The organism is Bartonella sp. AA126HLJHH (genome assembly GCF_042197425.1).
Lineage (GTDB): Bacteria > Pseudomonadota > Alphaproteobacteria > Rhizobiales > Rhizobiaceae > Bartonella.
The window spans coordinates 36,418-53,509 of the sequence record NZ_JBHIRU010000010.1; the positions used below are offsets into that span (position 1 = coordinate 36,418).

8 protein-coding genes and 1 pseudogene are annotated in these 17,092 nt (G+C 39.3%); 4 read left to right on the forward strand and 5 right to left on the reverse strand.

Features of this window, described 5'->3' with window-relative positions:
- Window positions 1-822 precede the first annotated feature (822 nt).
- On the reverse strand, window positions 823-1,854 hold the full coding sequence (locus ACFIQC_RS06145; protein WP_375706881.1) for a DUF3472 domain-containing protein: 1,032 nt from the start codon (window positions 1,852-1,854) through the stop codon (window positions 823-825).
- A gap of 456 nt (window positions 1,855-2,310) precedes the next feature.
- Here ACFIQC_RS06145 and clpB point away from each other — a divergent pair, with 456 nt between their 5' ends.
- Complete coding sequence (clpB, locus tag ACFIQC_RS06150) at window positions 2,311-4,890, forward strand: ATP-dependent chaperone ClpB (protein WP_375706882.1); 2,580 nt, start codon at window positions 2,311-2,313, stop codon at window positions 4,888-4,890.
- 837 nt (window positions 4,891-5,727) lie between these two features.
- Complete coding sequence (locus ACFIQC_RS06155; protein ID WP_375706883.1) at window positions 5,728-6,867, forward strand: hypothetical protein; 1,140 nt, start codon at window positions 5,728-5,730, stop codon at window positions 6,865-6,867.
- Window positions 6,868-7,104: 237 nt separating this feature from the next.
- On the opposite strand, the gene ACFIQC_RS06160 is transcribed toward ACFIQC_RS06155, so the two are convergent.
- A complete protein-coding gene (locus ACFIQC_RS06160) occupies window positions 7,105-7,476 on the reverse strand; it encodes a helix-turn-helix domain-containing protein (protein WP_375647812.1) in 372 nt (123 codons plus the stop codon).
- Window positions 7,477-7,857: 381 nt separating this feature from the next.
- The gene (locus ACFIQC_RS06165; protein ID WP_375641172.1) at window positions 7,858-8,229 is read right to left on the reverse strand and encodes a helix-turn-helix domain-containing protein; all 372 of its coding nucleotides are present in this window, start codon (window positions 8,227-8,229) and stop codon (window positions 7,858-7,860) included.
- Window positions 8,230-9,852: 1,623 nt separating this feature from the next.
- Between ACFIQC_RS06165 and ACFIQC_RS06170 the strand changes: the two genes are divergently transcribed.
- Complete coding sequence (locus ACFIQC_RS06170) at window positions 9,853-11,088, forward strand: MFS transporter (protein WP_375646295.1); 1,236 nt, start codon at window positions 9,853-9,855, stop codon at window positions 11,086-11,088.
- A gap of 1,167 nt (window positions 11,089-12,255) precedes the next feature.
- The gene (locus ACFIQC_RS06175; RefSeq protein WP_375638506.1) at window positions 12,256-12,651 is read left to right on the forward strand and encodes a hypothetical protein; all 396 of its coding nucleotides are present in this window, start codon (window positions 12,256-12,258) and stop codon (window positions 12,649-12,651) included.
- 1,258 nt (window positions 12,652-13,909) lie between these two features.
- On the opposite strand, the pseudogene ACFIQC_RS06180 reads toward ACFIQC_RS06175, so the two are convergent.
- Window positions 13,910-14,279 (reverse strand): annotated as a pseudogene (locus ACFIQC_RS06180) (helix-turn-helix domain-containing protein).
- 1,697 nt (window positions 14,280-15,976) lie between these two features.
- Window positions 15,977-16,345, reverse strand: a complete 369-nt coding sequence (locus tag ACFIQC_RS06185; protein WP_375706884.1) for a helix-turn-helix domain-containing protein — start codon at window positions 16,343-16,345, stop codon at window positions 15,977-15,979.
- Window positions 16,346-17,092 lie beyond the last annotated feature (747 nt).

Consider the following 17,092-nt stretch of genomic DNA (forward strand, 5'->3'; position numbering starts at 1 on the left):
ACTGTGTGTATGCTTTTATTTGGCGTGGAATGTGGTGAGAAAACTAGGGGACGCATTTGTGAGTGGAGAGGGGAAAGCTGGGATGAAAAGGGGTGTTAAATGCATTTTCTGGAGAAGAGTATGTGGAGAATATTTGGAGGAAGGGCTTATTTGTCTTGTCTGATAAAGCGCGTCTTTTGAGGGATGGTGATAATTGATCAGTAGTCCTTCCCTAGATAAGAAGCTGGATTGTTTACGGACCAGTGTTTATCGAGCGGTGTGGGGTGGTGAATCTTTCGTTGGCTGTTTTCTGTGAATGTGTAAAAGCGTAAAAATGTGAATCTGTAAAAGTGAAGAGGAGGATTTATGGATTTATGCATTGTGCGTGTTTTGGGGGCACGTTGGGTTTTTGCATGGATGGGGTGAGATAAATGGGGGGAGAACGAGAGCTTGTGAATCGAGGAGGGAAGCTGGAATGAAGAGTGCTGTAAGTCGTGAATGTTTGATGGGAGAGAAAAAGGAGTGCGTGGAATGGGAGAGTGCCTATGGACAAGGGGGAGGGTGTGGATAAGAGGCGGGGTAGTGCAGAGGGATGCGTGAAGGGATGGTGTGAGGGTGATAGAAGAGGGAGGTGAGGCTTTTATTAAAGGGTGTTGTGGTTTTGAAAGGGGATGAGAATGGAGAAAATGCGCTGGAAAGTATGATGATGAGGTGAGCTAAAGGGATGAGAGCAGTGCTCGAAAAAATAACTGGGAAAGGGAGCTGTGGTGGGGAAATGAAAAAAACTTCCTCACCCCCATTTATTTTTAAAGGGGAGTGAGGGGCTTATCAAGAAGAAAAAAGTTAGTTTCTTTTCATAATTTTCCAAGTTTTTCCATCAGACATATACATAATCTTTTGACCCGTGGTTATCTTTTGTGTGCCGTGAGTGGTGTGAAGCGTAGAACTGAAAGCCGCTAGATGATCTATAAAGATTGATTTCCACTTAAATGAAGCAGGAGATGGAAAAAAGATATTGGGTGCCCAAGAACGATCTTTTGAACGAATAACGACAAGCTCTTTTTGTTTCAAAACGTTAGAAATTGTTTCTGCAGACAGATCTTTCCCATTGGAAATGGGGATTTCTGGTTTAGCTGTAGGCGAGGCTAAACCTCCAAAGTTGCTTATACTTGTCATACAAAAAGTGAACGTACATGATGTTTGGATGAGGTCAGAATCTCGACACTTTCCTTGATTAGAAACTTTCAGAGTCCCTTCGTGTAGCTTGTTTTGTTTTAAGCCATTAGGATCAAAAAAAATCGAACTTTGCGGACTTAAATCATAACAGGAGGAAAGATGTCTCTTCCAACGAGAATGGTCTTCAACAAAACTTGAAGATTTACGGAGTTTGCCAAATGTATTTGGTACTTCTATGGTCCCAATATTCACTTTTTTACCCGTTGTAAAATCGACTACTTTCGCTGTAACTAGATTCTCATTTTTTTCAACATATAATCGATATCTGCGTCCCATCTCCCATGGAAAGTTAATTTCACATCGTACTCCTGAACCTTCCTGAGTAAAATGCTTACATTTATCACCCTTCCATCCCGTTGCATTCCAGATAGAAAAATGAATGGTACGGCTGCTCCTGTTGAAAAAACCAATTTGTCCACTTTTTCCGTTTTGGAATTCAAATTTATTTCCCCAGAAATAGATGGAGTTAGGCCCACCATCGTAATTTACTTGCTGGGTGAACACAAATAGATCAAATAATGCATTTTCAGGCCATTCATGCTCTATTGTAATAACTTTGCCGGCAAAAACGGCATAGCTTGGTTTACTTATTAGAAGGAATAAAAGTATTAAAATAACCTTTTTTACAGTATGGTACATACTCAAATCCTCTATCTTAATAAAAATAGTGTAACTTTATAAGTATTAAAGCACATATTCAATGTTTTGTTAAGTAAAATTAGAGAAAATACTTTAATGTTTACTCTAAACTATATGCTGTAAAGACTACTTTGTTTAAAGTGTTTTTGCATGCTCCTTTTCTGCTGTTCAAATTTAAGTTTAATGGTGGAATTTAGGGGTGATGGTTTAAAAGGGGGAGTGATGATGGGGGTATAAGAAAAGTTGCGGTTTTTATTTAAAATGATAGCGTATTTTTTTTCTCCCTCTTGCTATGAGGCTTGTAGAAACCCATATTCTTTTTAGCACTATGGTTCTTCTTCTTGCTGCTTTTTTCGCGGTGTTTTTTAGAGGCTGGATAATCCTTTCTGGATGTTTCTTTTGTGGAATATTGGAGAGGTTAAAGTGTGGTGATGGCTTGAGATTTAAGGAAAAAAAATGAACTTGGAAAAATATAGCGAACGCGTGCAGGGTTTTTTACAATCAGCACAAAATAGCGCTCTTGCTTCTGATCATCAGCAGTTTATGCCGGAGCATTTCCTGAAAGTGTTGTTAGACGATTCTCAAGGATTGGCTGCATCGCTTATCCAAAACGCTGGTGGTGATCTTACTCTTATTCAAAAGGCGCTAAAAGAAGCACTTGATGCTTTGCCTAAAGTGCAAGGGGGAAATGGACAGCTCTATCTTTCGCAGCCATTGGCAAAAGTTTTCGCGCTGGCTGAGGATATTGCGAAAAAAGCCGGTGATCAGTTTGTGACCGTGGAGCGCATGTTGCAAGCGCTGATCATGGAAAAGACCGCAAAAACAGCCGATATTTTAACAAGTGGAGGATTGACCCCGCAAGCGCTTAATCGGGCAATTAATGCGCTGCGGAAAGGAAAAACAGCAACAAGCCCCCATGCTGAAGGACAATATGATGCCTTGCAAAAATATGCCCGTGATCTCACAAAAGATGCACGTGAAGGAAAACTCGACCCTGTGATTGGGCGGGAAGAGGAAATCCGCCGCACTATTCAGGTGCTTTCACGGCGGACCAAAAATAATCCCGTGTTGATTGGTGAGCCTGGGGTGGGGAAAACAGCTATTGTGGAAGGGTTGGCATTGCGCATTGTTAATGGCGATGTACCTGAAACTTTGCGGGATAAACAGCTTCATGCGTTGGATATGGGAGCGCTTATCGCTGGTGCAAAATATCGTGGGGAATTCGAAGAGCGCCTTAAAGCGGTGCTGGCAGAGGTGCAAGCTGAAAATGGTCAGATCATTTTGTTTATCGATGAATTGCATAATCTTGTTGGCGCTGGAAAATCTGATGGTCCTATGGATGCTTCTAACTTGTTAAAACCTGCTCTTGCACGCGGAGAACTCCATTGTGTGGGCGCTACTACGCTCGATGAATATCGAAAATATGTCGAAAAAGATGCTGCTCTTGCACGCCGCTTCCAACCTGTCTTTGTACCTGAACCCTCTTTGGAAGATACTATTTCTATTTTGCGCGGTATTAAGGAAAAATATGAACAACATCACAAAGTGCGCTTGGCTGATAGTGCTTTGATTGCGGCGGCGCGTTTGTCTAACCGCTATATTACGGATCGCTTCTTGCCGGATAAAGCTATTGACCTTATCGATGAAGCGGCGGCGCGTTTGCGGATGCAGGTCGATTCAAAGCCGGAAGAACTCGATGCTGTTGATCGGCGTATTTTACAGTTGAAGATCGAACGGGAAGCTTTGAAAACAGATGTCGAGCCAACAGCAAAAGAACGGTTGGAAAATGTGCAGGAGGAACTCAAAACATTGGAACAACAGTCCGCTGAGATGACAAGTGCTTGGCAGGCTGAGAAACAAAAATTAGGGCATGCTGCTGATTTGAAAAAACAACTCGAAGAAGCTCGTAATGCTTTGGCTATTGCACAACGTGATGGACAATTCCAACGCGCTGGAGAGCTCGCTTATAGCGTTATCCCTGAACTCGAAAAACAATTGAGTATTGCGGAAAATGATGACCAACAAAATCATCTCGTTGAAGAGACGGTTACTGCTGAACATGTGGCGCGGATTGTTTCACGCTGGACCGGTATTCCTGTTGATCGAATGCTGGAGGCAGAACGGGAGGCGCTGTTGCGGATGGAAGATGAAATTAGCAAACGTGTGATTGGTCAGGGAGAGGCTGTGCAAGCTGTTTCTCGTGCTGTACGTCGTGCGCGTGCAGGGTTGCAAGATCCCAATCGTCCGCTTGGCTCTTTCATGTTTTTGGGTCCTACTGGTGTGGGGAAAACCGAATTAACCAAAGCTCTTGCCGCTTTTCTTTTCCAAGATTCCAATGCCATGTTGCGTATCGATATGTCGGAATATATGGAAAAGCATGCTGGGGCGCGGCTGATTGGGGCACCTCCTGGATATGTTGGATATGAAGAGGGTGGGGTGCTGACTGAAGCTGTACGTAGAAGACCTTACCAGGTCATTCTGTTTGACGAAATTGAAAAAGCACACCCTGATATTTTTAATCTCTTGTTGCAAGTGTTGGATGAGGGACGCTTGACGGATAGTCAAGGACGTACCGTTGACTTTCGCAATACCTTGCTGATTATGACTTCTAATCTTGGTGCTGAGTTTTTAACTGCTTTGCCTGAAGGGCAAACAACCGATCAGGCAAAAAATGATATTATGAATGTCGTTAAAGCGGCTTTCCGTCCTGAATTTTTAAACCGTATTGATGAGATTATTCTCTTTCAAAGGCTGCAACGTCACGATATGGAAGCGATCGTCGATATTCAGATAGAACATTTGCAAAATTTGCTCAATGAACGCAAAATAACTTTGCAAATCGAGCCAGAGGTGAGAAAATTTCTTGCCGATAAGGGCTATGATCCCCTTTATGGTGCGCGTCCCCTTAAACGGATTATTCAAAAAGAAATTCAAGATCCATTGGCGGAAAACATCTTATTTGGAAAAATTCACGATGAGACGACGGTGAAAATTACAAAACAAGGAGATCGGTTGGAATTTTTGCCTGAAGATTAAGTTTGGAAAAATTCATGGTATAAAGGGCGGTGATAATCCTATTATGTGATAAACACCGCTCTTTGAAGCGTGCTGATTTAGAAAAATTCACGATGAGACAGCGGTATTTTATTGCAAAGCAAAGGGAGTGGCTGGTGTTTTTGCATGTTAAATCAGCGTTTTCGAATATCGTAGGATTCTTTTACTTCTGTTTGTCGTGAAAACTATTTTCTTGCAATTTTATAAGTGAAGTCACAAGCGGGATTGCTTTATTGCTTTGTGCGTAAAAACGTTAGAGAGAAATGCCGTTTATCCGCCGTAAAACATTGCTCTTTGAGGGGGTGTGGGGGATTTTAGACGAAGATATTTTGATGATGGATTGGAGTTTTGCTGTTTAAGAAAAAGGTGGAGGATGCGTAAAATGCACTGCTCTCTCATTTTTTCGGTGATGTGCGTTTTTTTGCTTTAAAATTTTGCTAAAAGTTTTTTTTAACTGTTTGATTGATTGCACTCTTGTTAGTGGCTCGTAGATAATGAAGCATGATTATCTGCACAATCAAGTTTGCTCCTTTGCAGTTTTTTAATCAAGATAAAGACTTAAAAAAAGCTCCCTAACCTGTTTTGGTTAAAATTTTCGCTATTCGTGTTACAAAGACAAGTTTAAGTGGAGGTGTATATTAAAAATATCATCTATATCTTAATTTAGTTTACTTTACTTATTTACCAATAAACTATAATATGGTAAATATTAAGTAAAATAAACAGATAATGAACTTTTTTCAAGAACTTTAATAAGAACTGTATTGGAGTTTATTGATAAAAAGGGTCATTTGAAATTTAAATGGGGGGTATAATCTCATGAAATTAGCTACAAACTTAGCCACAAACAAGGAATTAATTAACAGCTGGTTTGCAAAGGAAGTTAAGAGTTACAATCGGCGTATTCCAGAAGGCTTAAAGGATTTCTACGAGGATAGGAAAGATTCGTTAATAAGTGATGATAAGCTTCAACAGGAAATTTTGGACTCTTTAATACAGCGTATATCGTTAACACCGGATGATTCCAATCCATTAAAGATGTTTCTTGAACAAGGCATTTCTTTTAGGGAGGAGCAAGGGGCGAGAGTTTTTGATACTATTAGAGGTGAGCATTCGATATCTGTTAAAAGTGGAGAAAGCGTTGATCCATTTAAAGTGAATGATCCAAAAATTGACGCATCATCTATACCGGACAAACGAGAAAATACCCATACATTTACGATGACGTGTGATCGAAGAGAGCGTGCTTTTAGAGAAGAGTGTGGGCTGGACAATCTTTTAGAAGAGATTAGATCGTCTGTCCGAGAGCAGGATAATGTTGAGAGTTACAATTGGTTAGAAAAGCTTATTGATCGTGCAGTAAACAGTGAAGTTGCACCGTTACAAGAAACACAAGAAATCTACATTCCAGACATTCGTGATCATCGTTTAGATGAAAAATCATATGAGCTCGCTATAAAAATCATTCGACGAGCAGTCAGATGTCTTGGGATTCGCTCACGTTTGTACAATGCTTGTTATTTTCAAAAAGCTTTTTCTTTGCGTGATCTTGTATTCATTTTTGGCATAGGTGCTCAATTTGATATAAATGCTCTAGTTCTTAACGAAGTCATGAATATATCGACAGTTTGTGACGCTAAAAATAACCTTTTAAAAGTAAAAGATTTTGGTGAGAAAAATAGCGATGTTATTGGTCTTGCTATGTCAAAAAAAGCGATATCTATCGATGACTTAAAAATAAAAAGGTATAGCGAGTTTGATCCAAACAATTTGCGCACGAATATCTTTTTTCATATTTCGCAATCGTCATTATTTCGTCCGTTTGAAACAATGATTGTTTTTAAAGCAGGGACTGATGATCAGATTGAAAAAACAATAAAAAGGTATGAAGGCACCAATGACATGAAGTTAAAAGAAGAAGCAGAGAAAGAAGCTTTAAAAAGAGTAAAAGTGCTATAAAAAAATTGATTGAGGCATTCAAAAGTCATTGGAAAATTATAAGTGACAACAAAAATGCAGCTGATTATCCTATCTGCCATAAAACACCGCTCTTTGAAGGGGAGTGAAGAGCTGCAATATTTGAGGGCAGGGCTTGATTTTTTGAGACTGATGAAGTGCTGTTGTTTGAGGGGAAGCTGGTTTGAATTTGACTTAAAGGGAATATGAATGGAATAACGTTGATCGTTGCGCTGTTGCTTAATCAGAGATTAGCCACAAGATTGCTTTTTGTTTTTTCGCTTCGAGCTCTCTAAAGTTTCTCAACAGAGTGTGTTCTTTTTCGCTATAGGTTTCTTGATTGTGGTGTAAGAGAGTTTCTTTTGTGGGAAGATCTTCTTTTGTGGCAATGTCTGCATAAAAAAAGTTCATAGGAACTTTTAGTTTTTGAGCGATTTCCAGTAAACATTTTGCGCTTACACGATTGAAGCCTTTTTCGTATTTTTGGATTTGTTGGAAACTTACGCCTAAATGGCTTCCTAATTCTTTTTGGGAAAGCCCTATTGAAATGCGTCTATGACGGATTCTTTTGCCTATCAAAATGTCGATAAAATGTGGATTTCTAGTTGGCACTTCAAGCCCCCCTCCGGTTGCGAGCGCCCTCGCATTGGTATTCCGGGAGCCTGAAAGCACTGACCTCGAATCAGCATTTTGCTTTTAGTGCTCATCGCACCTGGACATAGCAAAATCTCCCGGAATCCCGGGACACCCACAAAAGTGGGTTCATTCTTATGTATCGAGGTTTCGGGCTTTCAGTTCCCTATTGATCGTCGCGTATACGACCAAACTCACCCTTTAAGTAATAAAGTAGTTTCAGAAAATTGGCAAGAAAAATCAAGAATTTTCTATTCTATTCTGCCGTAAAACATTGCTCTTTGAAGGGGGGTGGTGTGTTGGTTTGAATGTGACTTAAGGGGGATATGAATGGAATAATGTTGATCGTTGTGCTGTTGCTTAATCAGAGATTAGCCACAAGATTGCTTTTTGTTTTTTCGCTTCGAGCTCTCTAAAGTTTCTCAACAGAGTGTGTTCTTTTTCGCTATAGGTTTCTTGATTGTGGTGTAAGAGGGTTTCTTTTGTTGAAAGATCTTCTTTTGTGGCAAGGTCTGCATAAAAAAAGTTTACGGGAACTTCTAGTTTTTGGGCGATTTCTAGTAAACATTTGGCACTTACACGGTTTAAGCCTTTTTCGTATTTTTGGATTTGTTGGAAACTGACACCTAAATGGCTTCCTAATTCTTTTTGGGAAAGTCCTATTGAAATGCGTCTGTGACGGATTCTTTTGCCTATCAAAATGTCGATAAAATGTGGATTTTTAGTTGGCACTTCAAGCCCCCCTCCGGTTGCGAGCGCCCTCGCATTGGTATTCCGGGAGTTAAAAACACTGACTTGACTCAGCTTTTTGCTTTTAGTGCCAAAGCACCTGGACATAGCAAAATCTCCCGGAATTCCGGGATACCCGCAAAGCGGGATAAATTTATGTGTCAAGTCTTCGGGTTTTTAATCCCTATTGATCGTTGCGTAGACGACCAAAATTACACTTTAAGTGATAAAGTAATTTCAGAAGATTAGCAAGAAAAATCAAAAATTTTCTATTCTATTTATGCCATAAAACACTGCTCTTTGAAGGGGTGTGAAGAGCTAGAATATTTGAGGGCAGGCCTTGATTTGTTGAGCCTGATGAAGTGTTGTCGTTTGAGGGGGGTGTCTGAAGACTGTAAGGGTACTAGGCAAAAAGCTGGGTTCGTTTATAGACTATTGTTTATAGAGTGGTGCGGGGTGGTGAACCTTTCGTTGGCTTTGTTCTTTAAAGATGTAAAAGCGTAAAAACGTATATCCGTAAAAGTGAAGTGGGGGATTTATGGATTTATATATTGTGCGTGTTTTGGGTCACTTTGGGCTTTTGGGGGCGTGGAATGTGGTGCGAGAATTGGGGGAAGTGTCTTCGTGAATGGAAGTTTAGAGGAAGAGTGCTGTTAAGTTGTTAAGTGTGTGACGGGAGAGAAAAAGGGGAATGGAGGATGAAGAGAGTGCGCATGGATAGGGGGAGAGTGTGGGTAAGGCGGTGGTGCAAAGAGATGCGTGAAGGATGGCGGTTTTGGAGATAGGGCTTGATTTGTCGAGCCTGATGACGTGCTGTCGTTTGAGGGGCGGGTCTGAAGACTGTAAGGGTACTAGGCAAAAAGCTGGGTTCGTTTATAGACTATTGTTTATAGAGCGGTGCGGAGTGGTGGTTTGGAAGGTTCGTTTGGCTTTGTTCTGTAAAGATGTAAAAGCGTAAAAATGTGAATCTGTAAAAGTGAAGTGGGGGGATTTGTGGATTATATATTGTGCGTGTTTTTGGTCACTTTGGGCTTTTGGGGGCGTGGAATGTGGTGCGAGAATTGGGGGGAAGTGTCTTCGTGAATGGAAGTTTAGAGGAAGAGTGCTGTTAAGTTGTTAAGTGTGTGATGGGAGAGAAAAAGGAGGAATGGAGGATGAAGAGAGTGCGCATGGATAGGAGGAGAGTGTGGGTAAGGCGGGTGTTGCAAAGAGATGCGTGAAGGATGGCGGCTTAAGAAGATAGGGCTTGATTTGTCGAGCCTGACGAAGTGCTGTCGTTTGAGGCGTGGGTGGGTGTAAGCTTTATTTTGTGGGGAAAGCTGCTTTTTGACGTGGGATTGTAGATTAGTGCTGGTTGGGAATTTTCATTCTTTGAAACGTGGGGCGGAGGTCAATGTACTAATATAGCAGATTGTGATCTCATAATTTTTACATTCTTTCTTTTTTAAAGATATTACTTGATATTAGAGTAAATGCTTATATCAAGAGGAGTATTTCTTTAAAAATTTTCACTTAACTTATTAAGCGATTTATTAGAATAAAAGACTCTTCTGAAGTTCATATCACCAATTGTATCGAAGGAAGTGTAACTTTAAGTGTAGAAAAGTTTAATATCGGATGGTTGATATGAATTTGTTTTTAAAAAAGAGTCCATTAGCTCTTTTTTGCTCTCTCTTTATTTCCAAAGTTGGAGATTATGCTTATGAAGTTGTTTTTATTTTACTGGTCTTAGAATTAACAGATAACACCTTTTTTACAGGTCTTGTGTATTTTTTTCGATTTATCCCTTTTCTCTTTTTTGGCCCTATAGGCGGTTGGTTAGCGGATAATTTTTCTTTGAAGAAAAATATGATCTTAAGTGAAGTTGTGAGATTATTAGCTTCATTGTTTGTTTTTATAACTTATATAACAGGTACGGCACATATCATTGTTCTTATTTTTGCAGCAATATGTACAACGATAGGAAGAAGTATTTTCCAACCAAGTTTTCAAGCTGCTATTCCCAGAATGTTTTCAATAAAAGATCTTACAAAGGCCAATAGCATTGCTCAAATTATCATGGAAACGGCAGCCGTCATTGGCCCTTTGGTTTGTTCCATACTGCTTTTTTTAGCAAATAAATCGGCAGTACTCATTTTTGATTTTTTTACCTATTTTATATCTATTATCATGTTATTTAATCTCATGAATTTAAATTCAAGCGAGAATAAATCATTCAATTTTATAAAAATTTATAGAGAAACAGCTTCATATCTTAAATATATTTCTACAGAAAATAATAATTTATTTATTACGCTCGTTGGCTCATCGTTTGCTATTCTCTTTACGGGTGCAATTTTAAGATTTTTAATTCCAGCTTTTGTTCTTTTTGTGGGGGGAGAGGAGAGCTTTGTGAGTTATATTTTTTCTCTCATGGCTGTTGGAACTATTGTTGGTGGTTTGTTATATAGTAAAATTATATTAAATATTACATCGTTGAAGCTCATGATATTTTGGCTTCTTTATGGGGTTATTCTGTTTGTTATGCCCTTAGCTGCAGAAATTTATTTAAAATTCCTTCTCGTGTTAGCATTTGTTCTAGGATTTATTGGTGCCTTTGTGGATATTGGTTTAGTCTCAGCTATTCAATTATACTCTCGTCGTGAAGATTTTGGTAAGAGCTTTGGAACCTTTTCAACTTTAGCAAACTCTGCGGAAGCAATGTCTGGCTTTATTGCTGGACTTTTGGCTCTCGTGGGATTGTTAAGCTCTTTTTTAGCGATGTCCGCATTAATTATTTCCACGGGAATTATTGGCGTTGTAAAAATTAAGAAAAATAAAGAGTTAACACCTCTTAACACGACAGTCGATGACGACCATTGATATATTTTATATCTCCATGCCGTTTCTTTTTTCTAAAGACGGTTCGCTCATTATCTTATTCATGAGGTAAAAACACCGCTCTTTGAAGGGGGTGATCTGAAACGAATGAGTGGTCATTGGTGGAAACTTGCTAGGCAAGCATTTGAATTCTTTACAGACCGTTGTTTATAGAGTGGTACGGGGTGGATGAAGCTTTCCTTGGCTTTGTTCTGTAAATGTGGAGAAGCGTAAAAATGTGAATCTGTAAAAGTGAAGCGGAGGATTTATGGGGTCATATATTGTGCGTGTTTTTTGTCATGATATGGAGGGGTGAGAAGGATTGGGGGAAGTGTCTTCGTGAATGGAGGGGAAATGAAGGGTGCTGTGCGTTGGTTGGAGAAGAGAGTGTGATTTGAGGGGGATGAAAGAAAGTGAGTGTGGGTAGTGTTAGGATGGTGTGTCTAAGAGGTGGTGGTGCGAACGGATGAAGGATAGCGTGAGGGGGCATCTTCCCCTTGAGATGGAGAAAGAATGAAAAGAGGTGGAGATAAGCTTGCTTGTGGAATTTAAGTTGTGAAGTGTTTTGTTTTTATCAAATTGTTGCGTGGTGTTTTGGAAATTTCATTCGTTGCTTTGAGGTAGAGCTTCACAATTGTCTCAAAAAACACATAAAACAACTAATGATGAGCGTAAATGAAAAACCAAAAAAGAAACAACATTGGTAAAAATTGGTAGATAGTGGGGGAAAGTCGGGATCTAAATGGCTCGTAAAAGCCTAGATATTCAAACAATAATTATTCTTCGATCAAGTTATAATTTCAATGATATGGGGATAAAAATATCATTTTTATTGCTTGGAAAGTCATCCAAAGTCTGTACTTCTTTACTGATAAATTTGTCTTAAATAATATGTAATGCAACACACCATGAAAGTAAGTATACATATACTATATGTATACTACATGCTTTACATGTGTTTTTTCGTACTTTTAACATATATATTTTGTGTCTTAAACATAAGCTTTGAGTACTATGAGAGATGGTGGTCGTTTTTTTAACAAGCGAGAAAGTGATTAACTAATGCTTGATAGTAAAGCAGTATGTTGTTAAGGCTATTCTTTGAAAGGAGGCTCTTATTTCTGGTGTAGGAGCTTCTCAGAAGAGAATGCAATTAATAGGGGAGTTAAGATGTCAAAATATTTATTTCCGTTACCGCTTGTATTGGTGGCTGGTTGTGCATCTATCAATAATTATTCATCAAGTTATGTCAGTCCAAATATTACGCAAGATGATATAAAATTAATTGCTAACGATTTTGTTCGTAATCTTAAAAAACCTTTACCGCCCGCTACAACAACACTTATTGTGAAAAAAAATAAAACAGAAGACAACTTTACTCCTGTATTTATTGATCTCTTGCGACGGAATGGATATAACGTGATCTATACAGATCAACCAAACAAACAGCAAAATGGTGTAATCTTGACTTATCAAATAACGCCAATAAAGACAGGTATCATGTCTATGGTTTCTTATGATGAGGTTGGAGTAACGCGTTATTATATCCGCACTTATAATCGATGAAACCCCTTTACCGGTTTGTCTCAAAAAAAGTAGATAATGAAGAAATGTGTTTCAGGGGAAGTGTTGGGATTGAATTAATCAATAAAAATTTGCAGATATGAAAATTGCATATTCAGATGACAGTTATTCGTCGTCTCGTTTACAATTTCAGTGTTGTAACGAAGAAAGATGTCGTTTTATCTGTTTACAATCCTTCATGTTCTGTCTCAGTTATATAGCGCTTTTATCGTTTCTGTCTTATAGAAAATTACTTTCTGTTCTACGGCTCTATATGCCAATCTAATAGTGAGATCTAAACAATCAAATTCATATGAACTCTTTACAGAAATCTGTTGTTTGAGATTGTTGGAAAGGTGTTTTGTTTTTATCAAATTGTCGCGTGGTGGTTTGGGAGTTTCCTTTGGCTGCGTTCTGTAAAGATGTAAAAGCGTAAAAATGTGAATCTGTAAAATGAAGCGGAGGATTTGTGCTTTGTGAGAGCTTTTATCATGGCATGGAATGTGGTGCGAGGATTGGGGGAAGTGTCTTCGTGAATGGAGGAGAAAGTTGGGATGAAGAGTGTTGTTGAAGTGCGTTTTCTGGAGAAGAGTGTGTGGGGAATGGCTGTGAACAGATTGCAGAGCTGATGTGTAAAGAGATGTGAAGAGAGAAAAATTGTGGTTGGCGTTTATATTCTATGCGGAGCTTAACAATTATAGTTGCATCTATATTTGTATGGGGGACATTCGTGAAGTGGGTGTGAGAAGCATTGAGAGGTGTTTTTTTTAATAAGTGGGTGAATGAGCAATACAATGAAAGCCTATTTAGAGGGGAAATCCTATTTAGAGGGGAAGCCCATTTAGAGGGATGCCTATTTAGGAAAAATCCTATTTTAGCTCTTGTTGTTTTAGACATTGTGTTTTGTATGAGGGGCATTTTGTAGGAAAGGTGTTTTGAGGGATGTGGCTCCCTTAAAGAAAAATACAAAAATATCAAAAGAAAAATATAAAAACTTGACAAGGTAAATGTAAAAAGGTATCATAATGATACAATCGGAATTGTGCGTTTAAATCAGATGAGATCTTTTGATAAGATTCTGTGAGAGGGGTGGGGATGTTTTTCCAAGGTTTTGGTGTTTTTATCCTATTTTGAAGTTTGTTATCCTATGATGTCGTAAACCGGTGTCGTAAACCGTTTTTTGAGATGTGGTGATATCAGGCGGGCAAGGCTTTAGGCAGAGGGGAATATTGGCAAAGGATGTCGATTGATGCGCTTTTGCCTAATCAGAAATTAACCACAAGATTGCTTTTTGTTTTTTCGCTTTGAGCTCTCTAAAGTTTTTCAAAAGTGCGTGTTCTTTTTCGCTGTATGTGTCTTGATCGTGGTGTAAGGCATGTTCTTTTGTGGGAATATCTGCTGTTAAAAGGTCCGCATAAAAAAAAGTTCATAGGAACTGCTAGTTTTTTAGCAATTTCGAGCAAACACCCCGCGCTTACACGATTTAAACCTTTTTCATATTTCTGGATTTGTTGAAAACTGACACCTAAATGGCTTCCTAATTCCTTTTGAGAAAGTCCCATTGAAATGCGTCTGTGACGGATTCTTTTACCTATTGAAATGTCATTAAAATGTGAATTTTTAGTTTGCACTTCAAGCTCCCCTCCGGTTGCGAGCGCCCTCGCATGAGTATTCCGGGAGTTTGAAAGCACTGAGCTCAGCCAGCCTTTTGCTTTTAGTGCTGACAAGCACTTGGACATAGCAAAAGCTCCCGGAATTCCGGGATACCCGCAAAGCGGGATAAATTTATGTACTGAGCGTTCGGGCTTTCAAATCCCTATTTGACCGTTGCGTGGACGATCAAAAACACAGATCAATTCATAAGGCAATTTCAGAAGATTGGCAAGAAAAATCAAAATAATTTCAAAGACTATAAGATTGGGTACTTTTTAAAAAAGTGCGAAATCTGGATTTTTAGTTTGCACTTCAAGCTCCCCTCCAGTTGCGAGCGCCCTCGCATGAGTATTCCGGGAGGTTGAAAGCACTGAACTCAAATCAGCTTTTTGCTTTTAGTGCTGACAAGCACTTGGACATAGCAAAAACTCCCGGAACTCCGGGATACCCACAAAGTGGGGTAAATTAACGTTTGAGTTTTCGGGCTTCAACTCCCTATTAATCGCTGCGTAGACGATCAAGGCACCTTTTGAGTGATAAAGTAATTTCAAGGGATTGGCAAGAACAATTAAAAGATTTGGAAAATGAGAGCATTGTTTTGTATCTTAAAAATTATCTCATTATATTCTTATGCCTTATGCTGTAAAATATTGTCATTTGAGGTAGGGTGAGATGGGGCATTAGAGGCAAGGATATGCCGTCGAGGGACCTTCAAGCATATCAATTTATACGGTGCTTTTTGTGAGAGTGTCTGGATATTGGAGGGTAGGGGTTATCTGTTCGTGTCTGGTGAAACAGTATTCTTTGAGGGGTGGTGAGAGGTGGTTGCCCAAATGCAATGTGCTCGATAAAAAGTGGGATTGTTAACAGACTCTTGTTTATTGAGTGGTGGGTTAGTTTGGAAATTTTGTTTGGCTGCCTTTTGTAAAGATAGAAGAGCGTAAAAACGTGAATCCGTAAAAGTGAAGTGAAGAATTTATGCGTTGTATGCTTTTGTCTTGGCATGGAATGGGGGGAAAGGACTGGGGAACGAGTCTGCAAATGAAGTCGAAAGCTAGGATGCAGAATGTGAAAATTGGCGCTGTGGGAGAAGCTTTTTGGTGTGTGTGAAGTTTTGTCTTTTGGGTGGGGTCTTTGCTTCGAAGCGGAATTGATCGGTATTTGTAGGAGCTTTCGCTCTTTGTGTTGGAGAGGGATGGGTGTAAGAATATTCAGAAAAGGCTTGCTTGTTGAATCCATTTTTTGAGGGGTATGGTGTGCTGATCTGTCTGAGTGGTTGGTAGGAGGAAACTGCTACAAGATGTTGGATTCTTGACAACGCAGTGTAAGATGCTGGGGGAAAAATTTCGTTTGACTGCTTTCTGTAGAGATGTAAAAGCGTAAAAACGTGAATACGTAAAAGTGAAGTGAAGGATTTATGCGTTGTATGCTTTTGTCTTGACATGGAATGTGGTCGGAGAACTAGGGGACGCATTTGTGAATGGAGTGGGGAAAGCTGGGATGAAGAGGGGTATAAAACGCGTTGACTGGAGAAAAGTGTGTGAGGGAATATTTTAGGGCAGGGCTTATCTGTCTTGTCTGATAAAATTGCCTTCTTTGAAGTGTCGTGATCTGAAGCTTATATTTTAAGGATGTTGGATATATTGGCGAGGGATGTTGATGGGTGTGCTTTTGTCTAATCAGAAATTAACCACAAAATTGCTTTTTGTTTTTTCGGCTGGAGCTCTCTAAAGTTTTTTAAAAGGGCGTATTCTTTTTCGCTGGTGGTATCTTGATCGTGGTGTAAGGCATGTTCTTTTGTGGGAATATCTGCTGTTAAAAGGTCCGCATAAAAAAAGTTCATAGGAACCTCTAGTTTTTTAGCAATTTCGAGCAAACACCCCGCGCTTACACGATTTAAACCTTTTTCGTATTTCTGGATTTGTTGGAAACTGACACCTAAATAGCTTCCTAATTCCTTTTGAGAAAGTCCCATTGAAATTCTTCTATGACGGATCTTTTTACCTATTGAAATGTCGTTGAAATGTGAATTTTTAGTTTGCACTTCAAGCTCCCCTCCGGTTGCGAGCGCCCTCGCATTGGTATTCCGGGAGTAGTAAAGTACTGAGCTCTAGTCAGCATTTTTGCTTTTAGTGCTTATCACACCTGGACATAGCAAAAACTCCCGGAATCCCGGGACACCCACAAAGTGGGTTCATTCTTACGCTAGAGCTTAGGGCTTTACTATCCCTTATTGATCGTTGCGTGGACGATCAAAATATCCTTTGAGTGATAAAGTAATTTCAAGGGATTGGCAAGAACAATTAAAAGATTTTCTAGTCTGTTATATTGTAAAATAGGGATGTTTGGGGGGGCGGTAATCTGATGTTAGTAGGGGAATTTATTGGGTAAAAGGTTGAATGATAGTTTAAAACCGGTGCGGGGTGGAAGCTTTATTCAGCAGAGGAAAATTTGCTTTTTGAAGTCGAATTGTAGATCAGAGCTTATCTGGCGTGTTTGATGAAACACCATTCTTTGAAGTGTGGGATAGCCATATGAAATAATCAGCAGGGAAATCTGATAGACGAGAAATCAGCTTGTTGACAGACCCGTGTTTACAGAGCTGCGTGGGGTGGTGATGTGGGTGTTTCGTTTGGCTTTTTTCTGTAATGATGTAAAAGCGTAAAAATGTGAATCTGTAAAATTATGCGGAGGATTTGGGCTTTATGTGGGCTCTTGTCTTTTAGGGTGTGGTCTCATTTTTTTTAATTGTTGAATGCTTGTTAAATTTTGTTGCTGATTTTCATGTCAT